Source organism: Leclercia sp. J807 (assembly GCF_009734465.1).
Lineage (GTDB): Bacteria > Pseudomonadota > Gammaproteobacteria > Enterobacterales > Enterobacteriaceae > Enterobacter.
This window is the reverse complement of sequence record NZ_CP046446.1, coordinates 2,930,167-2,948,762: the sequence shown is the minus strand read 5'-3', so window position 1 is coordinate 2,948,762 and position 18,596 is coordinate 2,930,167. Positions and strand designations below refer to the sequence as shown.

Genomic DNA, 18,596 nt, shown 5'->3' with positions numbered 1-18,596 from the left:
ACGATCTTTTTTAAATTATGGATTATTAGGTTGGTAATTGAAGCGCCGAATAGACAGATATTGGAATAAAAGGAGAATATTCAAATGATTTATCAGTGTGATACTTGCAGTAGAACGACTTTTGAGATTAATTGTCCATGGTGTAGTGGAGTTTCGCCTGTAAATATTTAATGATGCAAAAGATGGCATTAAATTCATCATTAAAAAACTACTTGACTAAATGTTGTTATATATATTTCTAATTATTCTCGAAGGGGTATCTTGTTTCTTAAAAATTTTGGAAAACCCAACTCTAAGATTGGCCTGTTATCATTAATCATGTTTTTTTCTCCATGTTATGCGAATGCAAATACATGGGAGATAAATGTCACAAGGAAGGATGGTAATGTATATCAAATTAGTGGGAAAGATGTATACGTTAATACTAAATATTGTTACGTTTATGCTTATTCTGAAGACGCATATCTCAGAATCGATGGTTATGATAAAAAATTAATTTTTACAGATAGCAAGGATTCCTGTGATGTAGCGGATGTCTTTGGCAAAGTTAATATTAATACAGGTAAATATGAGGTGGAGGTCTCGAAAAAAGAGGACAACTGGTATGAAATTTATGGTACAGATAATAATATAAAGACATCCATGTGCCTTAGTCTGGCTCTCAATGAAAAGGCAATCCTGGACGTGAATAGTTATGGTAGTGGCGAGTTGATATTTGATGACGGAGACAGTTGTAGTGTCGAAGGGATCTACTCACCTGTTCGTCTGTGATTTAGAACTCAAGAACAAGGCAGTACGTGGTAAAGCACAATTGGATTTAATAGTGTGGGGAAGTAGTTGACTGGAGTTTCTTAAATTTGGAATAGATAATGTCTAAGGGAAATTTAATATGAACAGACCAAATTTATTTTCCTATGCAACAAGTGAATTATCACAGGATGCATTCATTTGTTGGTTACTTTGTTGGGCACATGACGAATTTTCAGTGACCGATGGAGAAATGCATTCGTGCGCGCGTCAGTTTTTATCCGCAATTTTTGAAAAGAAATCATTAACGCTCCCAAAAAAAATTAAAAATTTAACCGTAACAAAACAAGATTACGGCATTGATGTTCTTTGCGTCATCAATAAAGAATATGCAGTAATTATTGAAGACAAAACCTGGACTCATGATCACTCCGATCAGCTTAAACGATATTATGATAATATTATATCCAGGGGGTTCAGTAAGGATAAAGTAGTATCAATTTATTATAAGAGTGAAGATCAAAGTAATTATGATAGGGTAAATGAATATGGTTATTATCAAATTACTCGGAGCGAAATGATTGGCATCCTTAGTTCTTATCAAGGGGATAATGGCATTTTATTAGATTATCTCAGATATCTTGAACATAAAGAAATGGCAGTGATGAGGTTCAGTTATACACCAGTAGTTGATTGGGACTATTACTGTTGGGTTGGCTTTTATAAGTGTTTGCAAGAGAACTTTGATGGTGACTGGGATTATGTCGCAAATCCAAGTGGAGGATTTATTGGGTTCTGGTGGCATTTCAATTATGGCGATGATTGTGACCGCTATATTCAATTGGAAGAGAATAAACTTTGTTTTAAAATAGCAGTTAATAAAAATGATGGTAAAAGATCGCTGAGAAATAAATGGAATTTTTTTATTATGCAGGCAGCGAAGGAACTCAATGTTTCCATTGGAGTTTGTAAACCACTTCGGTTTGGTAGTGGAATGTACATGACTGTAGGTATATCTGATAGAGATTATCTTATTACCGATTCAGAAGGAATTCTCAATTTTAAAAGCACTGTCAGTACATTGAGAGATGCTGAATTGATCTTGAATAATGCAATTAGCTATGAAGAGATGCAACGAAATAGAGATCTTATAAATGTTTTTGGGGATTTGTCGGGCTGAAAGTAAAAGTTTTTACCGGGTATGAAATACAGATGGGACGGTTAGTTGGTGACGAAAAAATGATGGGAGATAACATGAGTACAGCTGAAGATTTTAACAAACTCTATGCCGAAGTAGGACAGAGTATTGAAGATACATTGTCCGATATATCGGAAATTCATGTCGAGAATGAAGACGGTAAAAAGCAACTTAATGCTATGACAGCAGAGTTGAAAAATTTACAGTATACTTTTAACCAGAAATTGTCTTATCTCGAACATCATGCTGAGTGGGATAAATTCACGCTTGCATTTTTTGGTGAAACAAATGCGGGTAAAAGCACTATTATCGAGTCACTGCGAATACTGTTTAACGAAACATCCCGTCAAAATTTATTGCACAAAAATAAAAATGATCTAAAACAGGCTGAGCAGGAGATCCTAGCTAACTTAACGCAACTCCGAAGTGATTTAGGAAAAGTTTACATTGATGTTGCCGATAAAATAAAAGGTATTAATTTGTCTGCGGCGCATTTACAGGAAATTATCTCAAATGAAAGTGTCTCTCGGTTAAAAATAGAAGAAGCAGAGAGCCAACTTCGTTTTCAACTTGAAAAGAATGAAAGTGCATGCAGAGTAAGAGTAGAAGAGGAAGAGAGCCAAGCTCGATTACGTCTTGAAGAAAATGAAAGTCAGTTGCGGCTGCAAATTTTGCAAAAGCAAATCAATGGTAAAACACGTATCAAACTGTTGGCAACCGCTATTATTAGTTTGCTTATTGGTTCGGGGTTGATGTTCCTGATAAATCAGTTTACGGGCATTAATTATGCATAACACACAGATACTTATTGATGATAACGCGGTACAACCTGATGTTGTCCCCTCCAGAGAATATGAGTCAGCACTCAGTATTCAGCAATTGCTCGATCAAAGTTTGTCTCGCCTAATCCATTCAATCATTAAGTTTGTACAGTTAGAAAATAAAGTAAATCGTGTCGATGGATTAATTATTGGTACGGGTGAGGCCGATTTCACCAAAGGCAACACTCAGTATAACCTTCATGTCAAAGACAAAGTCTTTCAACTGATTGATGTACCCGGAATTGAAGGAAATGAGTCACGTTATGTACATCTGGTTAAAGATGCCATAGCGAAAGCGCATATGGTAGTTTACGTCAATGGTACCAACAAAAAACCAGAAACAGTGACTGCAAAAAAAATTCAATCTTACCTAGAGTATGGCACAAAGGTATATCCACTAATTAACGTGCGTGGATTTTCAGACCATTATGAGTTTGAAGAGGATCGTCAGTCTCTCGATCAACATGGAGGTGCAAGTGGTGCATTGAGTCAGACAATTGACGTGCTCAGTGCCGTATTAGGGAAAGACGTGTTGATTAAGGGACACTGCGTTCAGGGGTTACTTGCATTTTCTGCCTTGGCTTATGATGACGGTTCGAAATGTTCAACTATAGTTCCTGCACGAAATCTTGATCTTGGGGTTGCTCAACAGGAATTTTTTGATGCATTCCCTACGCGTCAGGATATGCGGACATTTAGCCAGATTGACGCTGTCGCACGGACGATTAGGAGTAAAGTGACTACCTTTCAGCAGGATATTGTCGAGAGCAATAAAGGAAAAGTTCGTGAAATATTAGGGCAATATTTGCAGGTGCTGCAAGAGCAGTTAGCTAATCACAAAAGTTTTATGAAAAAGACAGAGCCTGAATTTGAAAAATGTATAGTTGCATCCAAAAATGCAATTTCAGAGTTTCGACGGCGAATGGCGAATACACGTAGAAATCACGTGAACACTCTTTTTAACGAGTTACTTGAGGCGAGTGATAATATCGTTGAAGAGGACTTTGGTGATAAAGATGCTATTTCACGTCGGATTCAGCAGGAGTATAAAAAAAGGAGCACCAAGGTTGAAAAAAAAGTGCGCAAGGATATTGATGAAAGCGTAAAGGTATTGCAACAGCAGATGCTGCAAGCTGTAAGCCGCTTGATGGAGGATATTGAGCATGTTGTGTTTCAGCAGCGTGCAACCCTCTCAGGTAGTGGAAGCCTCTCTTTTGGCAGTGACATGGTGCTGGGATATGACCTCGGATTGCGCGATTTCGGCTCGCTGGTAGCCAAAATTGGCTCTTATGCATCGACAGGGGCTGCTATTGGCGCTAGTTTCATGGGCATAGGAGCTATACCCGGCGCTGTTATAGGTGCTGTAGTAGGGGCGATAATGTTTGCATACGGTTTATTCACGAGCAAAGCATCTAAAATCCGTAAAGCACAGGGAAAGGTGCGTGAACAATTGGAGCTTGAACGTGATAAGGCTCTAGATGACGTGGCAGTAGAAGTACGCAAACTGGTTACGTCAGTAACTAAAGAACTTGAGGGTGACTTGCTCAAAAAAGTAAACAATATGCAGGCAGCCTTGCTACAACCAATTTCTATTTTTGAAGCACAAATTACCCGAGTTACAAAATTAAAAAATCAACTGGAGAATATGCCTTATGGAACAATTCAAGCAGTTCAGCCTTGAAAAACAGGCGGCTATTAATTCGCTTTTAAAATTGCGCGGTATGTTAGAAACGCTGGGTGAGATGGATATTGATACAGGCGATGACTTGCAAAAAATTAGCGCTGCGATCAATGCCGTTGAGTCTGATGTTCTGCGTATTGCCTTGTTGGGAGCGTTTTCTGATGGCAAAACCAGTGTCATTGCAGCCTGGCTGGGTCAAATTATGGAAGATATGAATATCTCCATGGATGAATCGTCAGATCGGCTAAGTATTTACAAACCGGTAGGACTCCCAGGCCAGTGTGAAATTGTTGATACTCCCGGTCTTTTTGGTGATAAAAAACGTGAAATTAATGGTAAACAGGTGATGTATGAGGACCTGACAAAGCGGTATATCTCTGAAGCGCATCTTATTTTTTACGTTGTTGATGCCACTAACCCACTCAAAGAGAGCCATAGCGATATTGTTAAATGGGTCCTTCGTGATCTGAATAAATTGGCATCAACCATTTTTGTTATTAACAAAATGGATGAAGTGACTAACCTCACGAATCAGGTCCTGTTTGATGAGCAGGCAGCAATTAAAAAAGAGAATCTTAAGGGTAAACTACAACGCGCTGCAAATCTCAACACGACGGAATGTGAGCAACTGAATATTGTTTGTATTGCCTCAAATCCAAATGGGCGCGGTTTACCGTTCTGGTTCAGCAAGCCTGAGCACTATGAAAGTCGTTCCCGTATAAATGATCTTAAATTTACGGCTGCCAAAATTCTGAAGTCGAATGTCCCCGAGGTGTTGCTGGCTAAAACCGGAATGGACGTGGTGAAAGATATTGTCACGCAACGTGTCACACAGGCCCGTTTACAGCTTGATGAACTTAATATGTTTGTGACGAAAACCGATGAGGATGCAGGTCGTTTTCGTAAAGATATTACCCAGAGTAGGGCAGAGGTTAAGCGTCTGGCGGGTGAGTTATTTGATGAACTGAACCAGATGGAAAACAAACTCATGGGTAAGCTGCGTCCTCTCAGTTTGGAAGATATCCGCCCATTTTTGGATGATGAGCTGGGGTACACAGAAGAGGGGGTTGGCTTTAAGCTACATCTGAGAATAAAGCTGTCCGTTGATCGCTATTTTGAACAGTCGACAGCAGTCACTCAGCGTTTGTCCGATGATATCACGCGTCAATTGAACTCCAGTGAAAGCTTTTTAAGCGGTGTTAGTGAAGGAGCGTTCCGTTCTTTGGGTGGAGTTTTTAAGGGCGTATCGAAAATTAGTCCAGAAACACTCAAAACAACCATTTTTGCTGCACGTGATACGATTGGTCAGTTGACGGGCTATGTCTATAAATTCCAACCTTGGCAGGCCACCAAACTGGCCGCTGGTATATCAAAGTGGGCCGGACCTGCGGGGGCAGTGTTTACGATAGGTTCAGATTTGTGGGACGCTTATAAAGAACGGGAGAGGGAGCGAGAGTTAGAAGACGTGAAAGCTTCGCTGGCAAAAATTATTAAAGTGCCATTCAAAGATCTTTATGATCTACTGTCTTCCGAGGAACAAACGTTTGCCTTTTTTGCTCCGCAGATTCAAGAGATGGAAAAAGTGGTCAAAGAACTGACAGAAAAAAGTCAGGCAATCCGTGATAGCCAGCAAAAATTGAGTCTATTCCAAACTCAACTTGCGGAACTATCAGTATCCTCATCACTATGATGGGTTAACAGGTAATATCTTCCGGTACAACGGTTGGGTACTACAAGTCATAGTTGAATTGAGGGTAGCATATCATTTGTAAATGAGCATTCAAGGGGGGATGTTAACTGTGTTATCCCCCCTAATGCTTTATTACACCTAAATTCATGTATTTGATTTCATCCTGTTTTTCCGTGATTTATTATGCGCAGTACGTCGTACTCAGTGAATCAATCAGTATAACCGGCGGTCTGTTTCATCGAATGTAGTTGAATGTCGTTCATCAAATGCACGATCGGAGCACTACACGTTCGTGAAGGGGTACGGCATTGTGGTGAACGTCAGATTCTTTTCCGTAGGACTCTGTGCGGTTTCTGTGCTCAGCGTAATACAACGCTATCCATTTTCTGCAAACTGCTGCAAAGAAGGCTGGCCAACACCTGCAGCGTTTTGCAATGAATCGCTATGTAATACCATGATTCGGCGTAGAATTTAAAATCCCTCGGCGTTCGCGCTGTGTGGGTTCAAGTCCCACTCCGGCTACCATGGGAAAGACAAGAATAATCAAAGCAATAAGCAGTGTCGTAAAACCACCGAAAGGTGGTTTTTTTGTGCCTGAAATTCATCGCCCTCTCAAACTTTCCTCGTATACACCGGAATTAATCACCTTTCTTTACGACCCGCTTCGCGTTACGGATAACTATTCTGTAAAAAGGTAGTACTCGCTAATAACGACAACTTCGCGAGGGGTTCAAAATGAACAAACTGACCTTGATTACCGCGTTAGTGACATTCGCTGCATCATGCGCCTGGGCTGCGGGCGATGACGATATCATCTATGACAGCCAGGGCCATCCCATCCGCCATGATAAGCAGGATGATGATCAGGGCCAACAGCGCAGTGACGACCACACCAACCGGCGCAGCGAGCAGAATTAGCGGCGATCAGGGTTTACCAAACAGACGCGAGATCTGCGCCCCCTTCAGGAAAATAAACGCCAGCAGCAAGCCGCCCCACAGAGCCATGGTGATGTAGCTGCTCACGCCCAGAATATTGAGGCCGCTCTCCAGCATCTGGAGCAGAATCAGCGCCATCACCATGCCAAAGACTTTACCGAAGCCTCCGTCCGGATTTACCCCGCCCAGCACAGCCGCCAGAATCGACACCAGCAGATAAGATTCACCGTAAGAGGCCTTGGCTGAATTGAGTTTCGACATCATCAGCAGGGCGGCAATCACGCACAGTACCGAGGAGAGCACATAGACCCAGATAAGGGTTTTACGGGTATTGATCCCGGAGTAGTGGGTCGCCTGCTCGTTAGAGCCGATCAGGTAGAGGGTGCGCCCGAAAGCGGATTTTTCGAGGATCACCCACAATACGACCACCACCGCCAGAAAGACCAGCAGCGGCAGCGGGATGCCGAGGATATTGGTGCTGTTAATCACCAGAATATAGTCAGGGAAGTTAGAAATCGCCGAACCTTTGGAGATAAGGATATTAATGCCTTTCAACAGGGTCATGATCCCAAGGGTGGCTAAAATCGGCGAGACCCGCACCACGGCGACCAAAAATCCAATCACCGAACCGATCGCCAGGGCCATGACTAACCCGGCGGCAATCACCAGCAGCATGCTGCTGAAGGTTGGGGGATAATGGGTAGCGACCCAGGCCATCACCAGACCGCAGGCGTTCATGGTGGCGATGATGGACAGGTTGATCCCCCCGGTGAGGATCGTCACCGCCATCGCGAGGGCCAGCACGCCGAGGATCGGCATTTGCGAGGCAATGGACTGGAAGTTAGCGGCTGACCAGAAGACCGAGGGTATCAGGAAGCTGAACGCGATCACCACCACCGCGATTAACACGCTCAGGTAAATCTCGACGCGATCCTGAGTTTTATTGGCGCTCATACTATGACTCCCTGACCTTTACGCTGACTCCATGCCGTCATGCTGATACTGGTGACAATCACCACCCCGGTAACGACCGTATGCCAGTACGAAGAGATCCCTAACAGGTTAAGACCGTTCTGCAGCACGGCGAGTAAAATCACCCCTAACAGGGTGCCGAGTAAGGTGCCGCGCCCGCCGACGATACTGGTTCCGCCTAACACCACGGCAGCGAGTACCGTCAGTTCGTAGCCCAGCAGAGAGTCGGGCGCGACGGTTAAGACGGTCGCGGATTGCACCACGCCAGCCACGCCGGACATCAGCCCCATGTAGCCATAGACAAACAGCTGCATTTTAAAGATGCCAAATCCCATGCGGGAGGCCGCCTCCCGGTTGCCGCCCATGGCATAAATCATCCGCCCGACGCTGGTTTTATTCATGATGAAGCCGGTTAACGCCACCACTGCCAGCAGGGTGATGATCGGCAGGCTTAAGCCATAGTCGTAGCCATCTGCGGCGGTGAATTTGAACAGCATCACTCCCTCTTCAAACCACTCAGGATAGCTGTAGAGCCAGACGCCTTTGGTCAGGTAGAGCAGCAGGCCGTAAAAAATATTCAGGGTTGAAATAGTGATAATGATGGAAGGCACGTTGAGCCGGTTGACCAGCGTGGCGTTGATCAACCCGAGCAGCAATCCCAGCCCCCCGGCCAGCGCAAACGCGAGGGCAAAGTTTCCGGTGGTACCCTGAATCAGCGTCACCATTACGTACTGTGAAATGATGGTCATGGCCGGAAAGGAGATATCGATCCCGCCGGAAATCAGCACAATAAACAAGCCGCAGGCCAGAATAGTGAGCATGGCGTAGTTATTGATCAGATCGTAGATATTGCCGAGCGTCAGAAAGTCGCTGCTGGCAAACGACAGGTAGCCGCCAATCACCAGTATGGTCAGGCTTAAAAACAGCTCGTGGGTTTTGATCCCGAATTTATTAACCATTAACCACCTCCGCCAGCGCGGCTTCCGAGGTCTTTTCCGGGAGGAGTTCCGCGACGATCTCACCCTTGCGCATGACTAAAATGCGATGACTGTTAAAGTAGGCTTCATCGATCTCATCGGTGATCATTAGCACCGCGATCCCCTGGCGCGACAGGGCGGAGATGATTTGATAGATCCCCGCTTTATTGGCAATGTCCACCCCGACGGTGGGGGAGTCGAGGATCAGCACCCTGGGATTGATAGCCAGCCATTTGGCTATCGCCACGCGTTGGGCATTGCCCCCGGAGAGGGTATTGACCGGCAGGTTGACGCTGCCAATTTTAATGCTCAGTTGCTCGACTAAATCGGCGACGACGCGGTCCGCTTTGGTTCTGTCTAACAATTTAAAGGGCGTTTTAAGCCGTCGAAGCACGGTAGAGATAATGTTGTCGTTGATGGACTGTTCCATCACCAGGCCGGTGCTCATCCGGTCTTCGGAGACATAGCCAATCCCGGCATTGATCGCATCCCGGTTGCTGGCGAAGCGCACCGCGTTGCCTGCCAGCACGATCTCCCCGGAATCAGGCTGTGTGAGCCCAAACAGGCTCAGGCAAAGCTCTGTTCTTCCCGCACCGAGTAATCCGGTAATGGCGAGGATCTCACCCTGATGCACCTGAAATGAGATGTTGGTGTATTGGTGCTGCTTAGTGAGGTTCTTAACGCTCAGCGCTACGTCGCCAAGTTTTTCTATCGGCGGTAATAACGCATAAGAAAACTCTTTACCGGTCATCAGAAAAGCGAGTTTTTTATTATTGATGTCGCTGGCAGGCCAGGTGCCAACCAGGGTGCCATTTTTGAGCACGCTGATACGGTCGGAAATAGAGAGCACTTCATCCAGACGGTGGCTGACAAACACGACGCAAATGTTCCTTTTCTTTAAATCGCCAATCACCCGCAGCAGTCCTTTTACCTCCTGCATGGTGAGGGAGGCGGTGGGCTCATCCATAATAATCAGCCTGGCTTCCTGGGCCAGCGCCCGGCAGATCGCCACAATCTGGCGCTGGGCAATGGGCAGAGACTCCACATTGGCATCCAGATCCAGCTCCGCCTCAATGCTTTTCACGGTGCGCGCGGCGATGCGATGGATCTCACCCTTATTCACCAGCAGGTTATGGTGATGCTGGTGGATAGCGATGTTTTCCGCCACGGTGAGGTTCGGGAACAGAGAGAGATCCTGATAAATAACCTGAATCCCGGCTTTCACCGAGTCGATGGGGGAGAGGTGGGAGCGGGGCTTACCGTCAATGACGATCTGAAAGCCGGGATCGGGTTTATAGACGCCAGAAATAATTTTAATCAGCGTCGATTTGCCGCAGCCGTTCTGCCCGGCCAGACAATGGACCTCCCCGGGAAATAGCGTCAGGTCGATGTTATCCAGCGCTTTCACACCGTAGAACGTTTTGCTGATATGACCCAGTGAAATAAACGGCTCCATTATTACCTCTCAGGGGCTCACCCAGCACGCCCATATTGCGACCATCGCAGCAGGGCGTGCAGAACCAACGGATTAATACAGGCTGTCGATATTTTCTTTCGTCACGCGCAGGACTTTGTGGAATTTGATGATGCGTTTTTCAGTATCCACATCCGCTTTACCGAGGTTAGGGATCTCAAGACCCTGGGTAATCTCTTCTCCCTTCAGAACCTTGTCGGCCACGGCGGTAATGGCGTAACCCGCAGAGGCCGGGTCGTAGGTGATGCCCATGGCGATATCACCGCTCTTAATCAGGGAAGCGGCCTGAGAGGGGATCATCATGCCGTAAACAAACACTTTGCCTTTCGCCCGTTTCTCTTTCACCGCGCGGCCCGCGCCAATTGGCCCCTGAGAGCCAAAGGAGACAATCCCTTTCAGGTCGGGGTGAGCTTTCATCAGGTCGATGGTGGTCCGGCGGGCATCGTCGATATTCTCGGCCACCGGCATACGGCTGGTGACTTCATGCATATCCGGGTAGTGCTCTTTCTGATATTTGACGAACAAATCCGCCCACAGGTTATGTTGCGGCACGGTCAGACTGCCGACATAAATAACATAACCTCCTTTACCGCCCATGGCTTTGGCCATCTCTTCGACGTTATCGGCGGCAAATTTTTCGTTATCAATAATTTCAACATCCCAGTTGGCGCTCGGTTGTCCGGGAGATTCGTTGGTTAATACCACGATGCCAGCATCCCGCGCCTTTTTAAATACCGGCTCGAGCACATCGGCATCGTTGGGGACAATCCCGATCGCCGATACTTTTTTCGCGATTAAGTCCTCAATAATTTTCACCTGCTGCGGGGCATCGGTGCTGGAAGGGCCTACCTGAGAGGCTTTAATACCGAGGTCACTGCCGGCTTTGGTGACACCTTCCCCCATACGATTAAACCAGGGCATGCCATCTATTTTTGAAATATTTACCACTTCAATTTCTTTCGCCATTGCGGAAGTGGAAAATACCATCAATCCGAGCAAACCAGCCGACAGTAATTTTGTTAAGCACATTTTACTCATCTCATACCTCTGAATGGTGGTGAAAATAAATGATAGTGATAACGTTGTTTCGCTGTTTGACCTACCCGTGTTCATTTTTAATATTAGGTGATAATAATCCTTCCCTCGCAGACTTTATCCCGGATAAAGTCAGGGGAAATAGCGAGTTAGCTCCGCTGGATTAAAGAATTAACAGTAGGGTTTTCATATTTATAATGTTATGGAACTACTGGCTCATCGCATGGACTATTATGCCAATACTCTGTTTTGGGATTTCCGTCACTTATCAGGCTTCCTGCGCCATCCGCCGGGCTGAAGCAACGATATGGCGCGTTTCAGGGAAACTGCCGCTTTTTTTGACCTCAAGCCTGTACAACCGACGCTGAAAAGCGCCTAATACCGTCTCCAAAATTTCTATCATTCACAGTTAACAGGTCTGTTATTGATGAATAAATCCCATCGCTTCGCGCCAGCGCCTGTCTGCTGTGATGATCCTCTGTGCTGTCGGCCCGTTTTGCCGTCGCCAGACTCATTTTCAAGGGACAGATAGCCATGCAGCGTCGACAATTTCTTAAAAATAGCGTTCTTCTTTCTGCCGCAGGCCTGGTGGGCCCGGCCGTTGCCAGCAAGACGGTAGTGCAAAACAACGCTCCGCTTGCCGCTCCGGTGATGCGCCGCCGCTTTGTCTTGTCGCAAACCTATAAACTGGCGCCACCGCAGGGCTCCAGCGGCGTCGTTAAGCTGTGGATCCCGCTCCCGGTGGATACTGCCTTTCAGCAGATGACCGGCATGGCGTTTACCGGCAACTATCAGCAGGCCTATGTCACCACCAACAACGCTTATGGCGCGAAAACCCTGTTCGCAACCTGGCCAAAAAGTGAAGGCGATCTGCTGCTTCAGCTCGATCTTGAGATCGAAACGGCAGACTGGGAGCCGCTGAAACATGACGCGCTGAAAAACTGGCAGGCACCGGAACAGATTGTTTATCCGCTGGCGGTGAAGCCATACCTGCTGCCAACAACGCACACACCGGTTGATGGCCTGGTGCGCGAAACGGCGCAAAAAATTACCGGCGGCGAAACCGATCCACTGAAGAAAGCGCGCCTCATTTACGAATGGGTCAGCAGCCATATGGAGCGCGATAACGACGTGATCGGCTGTGGCACCGGTGATGTGGCGACCATTCTGCAAAGCGGCAAGCTCAGCGGCAAATGCACCGACATCAGCTCGGTGTTTGTTGCCCTGGCGCGCGCCAGCGGCATCCCGGCGCGGGAACTGTTCGGTATCCGTCTGGGCAGAGCCAACAAGCTGGAGCGCTACTCCGCCAGCGCCTTCGGCAAGGCCGATAGCGCGGGCGTAGCGGACGTCAGCGGCGGGCAGCACTGCCGGGCGGAGTTTTATCTGGCCGGTTACGGCTGGCTGCCGTGCGACCCGGCGGACGTCACCAAAATGCGTCTGGCGGAGAAAAAAGCCCATCAGGATCCCGATGTGCAGGCGGTGAATGCTTACCTGTTTGGCAACTGGGAGATGAACTGGGTGGGCTTCAACTACGGGCGCGATTTCGAGCTGTACCCGGCGACGGAGCAGGGGGCGGTAAATAACTTTGGCTACCCCTATGCCGAGGTGGACGGCGATCCGGTCAATTTTTACGATCCAAAGGTGTTCACTTACCACTATGTCTCAACTGAACAACGCTAAGGGGGCAGGCCTTACCCTGCTGACGGCAGCCGCGGCTGCCGTTACCGCCGGGCTCTGCTGCGTCGGACCGCTGCTCTACCTGCTTTTTGGCATCTCAGCGGCGGGGTTTGCCGGGCTCAGCCAGTTTGAGTTTCTGCGCCTGCCGATGATTGCGCTCTCCCTCGGGCTGATGCTGCGGGTGTTCTGGCGGCTCTATTTTTCAAAAAGGCTGTGGTGTACCGGGCGTTTCACCCTGGGGCAGATGCGTTTACTGTTCTGGCTCTCGCTGCCGGTAATGCTGCTGGTGCTGTTCTACCCCACGGTGGTAGCCTGGATTTATGAGGTGATGGAATGAAACGACTGTTAATAAGCGCCTGTCTGCTGCTTCCGCTGTTTGCCCAGGCCGCGAATGAAAAAGTGGTGCTGGATGTGCAGGGCATGACCTGTTCGCTGTGCGTCATTTCGGTTAACCAGGCCCTGCGTGAAACGGAAGGGGTGGTGAAAGCGAAAGCGTCGTTGAAGACGCGCCAAACCGACGTCATCGTCCCGGAAGGTTTCCCGACGGAGACATTATTACAGGCGGTGGCGAAAACGGGATATACGGCAACCGTGAACCGTATTGAAAAACCGTAAATATAATAATTACGCATTATGGCTTAATTATTATTGTCGTACTGGCGCCTTTCTGAAATACCAGGAAAGGCGCCCTATCACACAAATATTGATAAATTATGATGATATTACTTCAGTTTGATAAATATTGCGTTACAAAACGTTGACCTTCCTACCCGCGCGCTCTATCTTAGAATAAGTTTCTCTATCAATTGCTCCATTTTTATCCTTATATCGCTTTTTATGACGATGGGTTATTCCGTCGCTGCGGCTTATTGTGGATTACGGTCAATATGAATATAACCGCGAGTAAATATGCCCTCTGGATGCGCGATGTTTCCCTTAATCCGTGGGCCGCTTTTTATTTCCTGCAATCCGTACTGATTAATTATTCGTTTGGATATTCATTCAGCCTGCTCTATTCAGTGGCATTTAGCTGTGTGCTTTTTGTCCTGTGGCGGATCGCGCCTCGCGTGCAGAAAGGGTTTATTGCCCTATGTAGCCTGCTGGCGGCCATCTACTTCCCGTTTGAGCAGGCCTATGGCGCACCGAACTTTAATACCCTGCTGGCGCTGCACTCCACCAACTTCAGTGAGTCCGTCGAGATCCTGACAATATTCCCGTGGCACAGCTATCTGGTCTCATTGATCATTCTGGCGCTGGGCGGGGTGGCGCTCCGGCGTAAAAGTACGCCAAAACTGCCGTGGCGCCGCGTGGATATGCTCTGTCTGGCCTTCAGCGTCGCCTGTTTCTTTATGACGCCGATGAAAAATCTGGTCCACTGGGGAAACTTCACCCTGCTGGATGTGGGCTATCCGGTGTTCCGCTTCGTGAAAGACGTGGTGATCAACAACCACGAAGTGGTGCAGGAAAAAGCGCACATGCTGGAGCTGGCTAAACTGAAGGACAACTGGACCGTGCTGGCGGTGAAGCCCCGCTACCACAACTACGTGGTGGTGATCGGTGAAAGTGCGCGTCGGGATGCCTTAGGCGCTTTTGGCGGACAGTGGAATAACACCCCCTTTGCCAGCACGGTTAAGGGCACGTTGTTCACGGATTATGTCTCCTCCAGTGCCTCCACCCAAACCTCGCTGGGCCTCTCCATGACCCGGGTGAGCGGGGGAAATCCGGAGTATCAGAATAACTTCGTCACGCTGGCAAACCGCGCCGGATTCCAGACCTGGTGGTTCTCCAATCAGGGACAAATTGGTGAAAACGATACCGCTGTCGCCAGTATTGCGAAGCGTGCCCATAACGTGCAGTTTTTACGCAAAGGCTATTATGAAGATGAAAATAATCCCCGGGATGAAACCTTATTACAGATGACGCAGCAGGTGCTTTCTACCCGCCACAGCCAAACGCAGCTGATCGTCCTGCATTTAATGGGATCACATCCCCAGGCCTGCGAGCGCACCCAGGGAAAATATGGTGAATTTGTGCAGTCGAAAGAGACCTCCTGCTACATCTACAGCATCACCCAGACCGACACCCTGTTAAAACAGCTTTATCAGCAGCTACAAAATAGCGGCGACAGCTTCTCGATGGTCTATTTCTCCGATCACGGTCTGACCTATAAATCCCGACTGACCGGGGGGCAGTATATGGGGCATGGTGATGCCTTCCAGCAAAACTATCAGGTGCCCTTTATGATCATGTCGAGCGACGACAAAGAGCATCGCCTGATTAAAGCCCGCCGCTCTGCCAATGATTTTCTCGATTTCTTCTCCGTCTGGACCGGGATCGAGGCGAAAGAGTTAAGCCCGAAATATCCCTTTGTCTCGGAGCAGGATGTGGGTTCGCCCACGGTGACCAACTTTAAGCAGCAGAAAGTGAATTACGCGCAGCTGCCTGACGATCTTCATTGATAACGCCAGTCAGGGAGGCCTGACTGGCGGGCTTCCGCTCAGACACCGCCCAGATAAGCCTTTCTGACCTCCTGATTGCCGAGTAGCTCCTCGCCGCTCCCGCTCAGGCGGATCTGGCCGTTGACCATCACATAGCCCCGGTCGGAGAGCTTCAGCGCATGGTGCGCGTTCTGCTCTACCAGAAAAATGGTCATCCCGTTGCGCGCCAGCTCCCGCAGAGTCTGGAAGATCTGCTTCACCACAATCGGCGCTAAACCCAGGCTCGGCTCATCCAGCAGTAACAGTTTGGGGCGGCTCATCAGGGCGCGGGCGATGGCCAGCATCTGTTGTTCGCCGCCGGACATGGTCATTGCCCGCTGTTTTCGCCGCTCTTTCAGGCGCGGAAAGAGGTCAAACATGCTCTGCAGATCCTCGGCCGCATGCTGGTTGCCGATGGGGATGGTCCCCATCAGCAGGTTCTCTTCGACCGTCATATCGGGAAAGATCCGCCGTCCTTCCGGCGCCTGGGCGATGCCGCCCGAAGCGACATAGTGGGTCGATTTATGGCTGATGTCTTCGCCGCAAAACAGAATTTGCCCGTCGCGCACCCGGGGCTGGCCGAAAATCGACATCAGTAGGGTCGATTTTCCCGCCCCGTTAGCGCCGATCAGCGCTACGGTTTCGCCGGGATTCACCTGCAATGAAACCTGCTTTAGCGCCTGGATCACCCCGTAATAGACATCCACCTGACGAAACTCCAGCATCGCCTCACTCATACACTGACCTCGCTCTCATCGGTGCCCAGATAGGCGGCAATGACTTTTTCATCGTGCTGGATCTGTTCGGGTTTACCCTGGGCGATCACATCTCCGTGGTCGAGGACGATGATGTGATCCGATATCTCCATCACCATGCCCATATCGTGCTCGATCAGCAGGACGGTGATGTCATGGCGATCGCGCAGGAGGCGGATGATGTTACTCAGCGTGTGGGTTTCCACCGGGTTCAGCCCGGCGGCCGGTTCATCAAGACAGATCATCTCCGGGCCGGTACACATGGCGCGGGCAATTTCGAGTCGCCGCTGCTGGCCGTAGGAGATCTCGCCCGCCAGCCGGTTGGCGCAATCCACCAGGTTCACCACCTCCAGCCAGTAGAAGGCCCGATCCAGGGCGTCGCTCTCCGCCCGGCGATAGGCGGGGGTATTCAGCACCCCGGCCAGCAGGTTGCGGTTCACCTGCATATGCTGGGCCACCAGCAGGTTCTCCACCACCGACATCTCGCGGAACAGGCGGATATTCTGGAAGGTACGCGCCAGCCCGGCCCGGTTCACCAGATGGGTGCCGCCAAACATCTTGTAGTAGAGACGCTGGCCGAACTGCGCCGGGTTGATCCAGTCTCCCGGCTGGAATTTCTGCCCGAGGATCTGGATCACGTTGGTGGTTTTGCTGCGGGTATTGAACAGAATATTGCCGCCGGAGGCTTTATAAAACCCGGTCAGACAGTTGAAGACCGTAGTTTTCCCCGCGCCGTTTGGCCCGATCAGGGCGGTGATAGAGCCGCGCTGCACCTCCAGATTGACGTCGTTTAGCGCCTTAATGCCGCCAAAATGCATCATCAGATGCTCCACGCTCAGGATAGTCCCGTTCATGGCGCCACTCCTTTTCGCACCGCGAAGCCGCTGCGGTTGATACGGATAAGGCCGCGTGGCCGCCAGATCATCATTACCACCATTAACACGCCAAAGAGCAGCACCCGGTACTCCGCAAAGGTGCGCAACAGCTCCGGTGTCACGGTGAGCACGAAGGCCGCCAGCACCACCCCGACGGTGGAGCCCATTCCGCCCAACACCACGATGGCGAGGATCAGGGCCGACTCAAAGAAGGTGAACGAGGTGGGGTTAACGAACCCCTGATAGGTGGCGAAGAATACCCCGGCGATCCCCGCGGTCGACGCCCCAAGGGTAAAGGCTGACAGCTTGACCAGCACATGGTTGAGGCCCATGGAGCGGCAGGCAATTTCGTCTTCGCGCAGCGCTTCCCAGGCGCGGCCAATGGGCATTCGCGTCAGGCGATGCTTGATGTAGAGCACCACTAGCACCACCAGTAGCAGCACGGCGTAGATGAAGATGAACTTCAGATTGGGGTTAAAGGTCAGGTTAAAAAACTCGTGGAACGGGACGCCGCCCTCTTTCGCCCGCCGACCAAACTCCAGCCCGAAAAAGGTCGGGGGCGGGGCGGAGACGCCGTTCGGCCCGCCGGTAAAGGTCAGCCAGTTATTAAGCACCAGACGAATGATCTCCCCGAAGCCGAGAGTCACAATCGCCAGATAGTCACCGTGCATCCGCAGCACCGGGAAGCCGAGCAGGGCGCCTGCGGCAGCGGCCATGAGCGCCGCCAGGGGGAGCATGGTCCAGAAGCCGAGCCCCAGATACTGATAGCCCAGCGCCAGCCCGTAGGCGCCGATGGCATAAAAGGCGACGTAGCCAAGATCCAACAGCCCCGCGAGCCCGACCACGATGTTCAGCCCGAGGCCGAGCAGGACGTAGATCAGGCCGAGGATCGCCACCGTCAGCACGTATTTGGTGGCGACGAAAGGAAAACAGACCGCCAGAGCGATTATCAGCGGCAGGATCCAGCGCATCCGGCTTTTGTACTCCGGCGGGCGCACGTAAACCCCGGCGCTGTCGCTCTCGAAACGCGCGGAGAGACGCCTGCCCGGCGCGGTCATTAAAAAGGCGCTGAGTAAGAAACGTCCTGTCATTACCGTGGCGATGATCCACGCCAGGCGCCGCCCTTCGAAGTTAAAGCTGTAGCCATCCAGCACCACACCCGCCACCGGACCGAAAATAATCAGCGCGACCATGCCCGCAAAAATGGCGTCGAGGAGGCAGCGTTTGAGTGAAAAGCCGTCGTGAGCAACGGGCTGTGAAACGATCTGTGACGTCATGTTG

At 49.6% G+C, this 18,596-nt stretch carries 17 protein-coding genes; 10 read left to right on the top strand and 7 right to left on the bottom strand.

What is annotated here, in order from left to right; all coding sequences use genetic code 11:
• Nucleotides 1-261 precede the first annotated feature (261 nt).
• From GNG26_RS14130 to GNG26_RS14105, 6 genes are all read left to right on the top strand, one after another.
• Nucleotides 262-771 carry a hypothetical protein gene (locus GNG26_RS14130; RefSeq protein WP_231604122.1) on the top strand — a complete coding sequence of 170 codons (510 nt, stop codon included), beginning with the start codon at nt 262-264 and terminating at the stop codon, nt 769-771.
• 118 nt (nt 772-889) lie between these two features.
• A complete protein-coding gene (locus tag GNG26_RS14125) occupies nt 890-1,927 on the top strand; it encodes a PD-(D/E)XK nuclease family protein (RefSeq protein ID WP_156239196.1) in 1,038 nt (345 codons plus the stop codon).
• 32 nt (nt 1,928-1,959) lie between these two features.
• Nucleotides 1,960-2,739, top strand: a complete 780-nt coding sequence (locus tag GNG26_RS14120) for a hypothetical protein (RefSeq protein ID WP_156239194.1) — start codon at nt 1,960-1,962, stop codon at nt 2,737-2,739.
• Nucleotides 2,732-4,447: a DUF1269 domain-containing protein gene (locus GNG26_RS14115; RefSeq protein WP_231604120.1), complete on the top strand. Its 1,716-nt coding sequence runs from the start codon at nt 2,732-2,734 to the stop codon at nt 4,445-4,447. The genes GNG26_RS14120 and GNG26_RS14115 overlap by 8 nt, the downstream gene beginning before the upstream one ends.
• Complete coding sequence (locus GNG26_RS14110) at nt 4,419-6,137, top strand: LeoA/HP0731 family dynamin-like GTPase (protein WP_156239192.1); 1,719 nt, start codon at nt 4,419-4,421, stop codon at nt 6,135-6,137. The genes GNG26_RS14115 and GNG26_RS14110 overlap by 29 nt, the downstream gene beginning before the upstream one ends.
• A 735-nt stretch (nt 6,138-6,872) precedes the next feature.
• Nucleotides 6,873-7,055 (top strand): hypothetical protein, encoded by a 183-nt coding sequence (locus GNG26_RS14105; protein WP_156239190.1) that lies wholly within the window; start codon nt 6,873-6,875, stop codon nt 7,053-7,055.
• Between the two features lie 6 nt (nt 7,056-7,061).
• On the opposite strand, the gene GNG26_RS14100 is transcribed toward GNG26_RS14105, so the two are convergent.
• From GNG26_RS14100 to GNG26_RS14085, 4 genes are all read right to left on the bottom strand, one after another.
• Complete coding sequence (locus GNG26_RS14100) at nt 7,062-8,027, bottom strand: ABC transporter permease (RefSeq protein WP_103822432.1); 966 nt, start codon at nt 8,025-8,027, stop codon at nt 7,062-7,064.
• Nucleotides 8,024-9,004, bottom strand: a complete 981-nt coding sequence (locus GNG26_RS14095) for an ABC transporter permease (RefSeq protein ID WP_156239188.1) — start codon at nt 9,002-9,004, stop codon at nt 8,024-8,026. The genes GNG26_RS14100 and GNG26_RS14095 overlap by 4 nt, the downstream gene beginning before the upstream one ends.
• A complete protein-coding gene (locus GNG26_RS14090) occupies nt 8,997-10,478 on the bottom strand; it encodes a sugar ABC transporter ATP-binding protein (protein ID WP_156239186.1) in 1,482 nt (493 codons plus the stop codon). The genes GNG26_RS14095 and GNG26_RS14090 overlap by 8 nt, the downstream gene beginning before the upstream one ends.
• Before the next feature lie 72 nt (nt 10,479-10,550).
• Nucleotides 10,551-11,534: an autoinducer 2 ABC transporter substrate-binding protein gene (locus GNG26_RS14085; RefSeq protein WP_103822429.1), complete on the bottom strand. Its 984-nt coding sequence runs from the start codon at nt 11,532-11,534 to the stop codon at nt 10,551-10,553.
• Between the two features lie 531 nt (nt 11,535-12,065).
• Between GNG26_RS14085 and GNG26_RS14080 the strand changes: the two genes are divergently transcribed.
• From GNG26_RS14080 to GNG26_RS14065, 4 genes are all read left to right on the top strand, one after another.
• Complete coding sequence (locus GNG26_RS14080; protein WP_156239184.1) at nt 12,066-13,211, top strand: transglutaminase-like domain-containing protein; 1,146 nt, start codon at nt 12,066-12,068, stop codon at nt 13,209-13,211.
• Nucleotides 13,189-13,545, top strand: a complete 357-nt coding sequence (locus tag GNG26_RS14075) for a mercuric transporter MerT family protein (RefSeq protein WP_156239182.1) — start codon at nt 13,189-13,191, stop codon at nt 13,543-13,545. The genes GNG26_RS14080 and GNG26_RS14075 overlap by 23 nt, the downstream gene beginning before the upstream one ends.
• Complete coding sequence (locus GNG26_RS14070; RefSeq protein WP_103822426.1) at nt 13,542-13,823, top strand: heavy-metal-associated domain-containing protein; 282 nt, start codon at nt 13,542-13,544, stop codon at nt 13,821-13,823. The genes GNG26_RS14075 and GNG26_RS14070 overlap by 4 nt, the downstream gene beginning before the upstream one ends.
• Before the next feature lie 272 nt (nt 13,824-14,095).
• Complete coding sequence (locus GNG26_RS14065) at nt 14,096-15,667, top strand: sulfatase-like hydrolase/transferase (RefSeq protein WP_156239181.1); 1,572 nt, start codon at nt 14,096-14,098, stop codon at nt 15,665-15,667.
• A gap of 38 nt (nt 15,668-15,705) precedes the next feature.
• On the opposite strand, the gene GNG26_RS14060 is transcribed toward GNG26_RS14065, so the two are convergent.
• Genes GNG26_RS14060 through livM form a run of 3 tightly spaced genes read right to left on the bottom strand, consistent with a single transcriptional unit; the run spans nt 15,706 to nt 18,592 of the window.
• Nucleotides 15,706-16,422, bottom strand: coding sequence for an ABC transporter ATP-binding protein (locus GNG26_RS14060; RefSeq protein WP_103822424.1), 717 nt, complete (start codon nt 16,420-16,422; stop codon nt 15,706-15,708).
• Nucleotides 16,419-17,294, bottom strand: coding sequence for an ATP-binding cassette domain-containing protein (locus GNG26_RS14055; RefSeq protein WP_156239179.1), 876 nt, complete (start codon nt 17,292-17,294; stop codon nt 16,419-16,421). Before GNG26_RS14055 ends, GNG26_RS14060 begins: the two co-directional genes overlap by 4 nt.
• Nucleotides 17,291-18,592, bottom strand: a complete 1,302-nt coding sequence (gene livM, locus GNG26_RS14050) for a high-affinity branched-chain amino acid ABC transporter permease LivM (protein WP_197080097.1) — start codon at nt 18,590-18,592, stop codon at nt 17,291-17,293. The genes GNG26_RS14055 and livM overlap by 4 nt, the downstream gene beginning before the upstream one ends.
• Between the last annotated feature and the right edge of the window lie 4 nt (nt 18,593-18,596).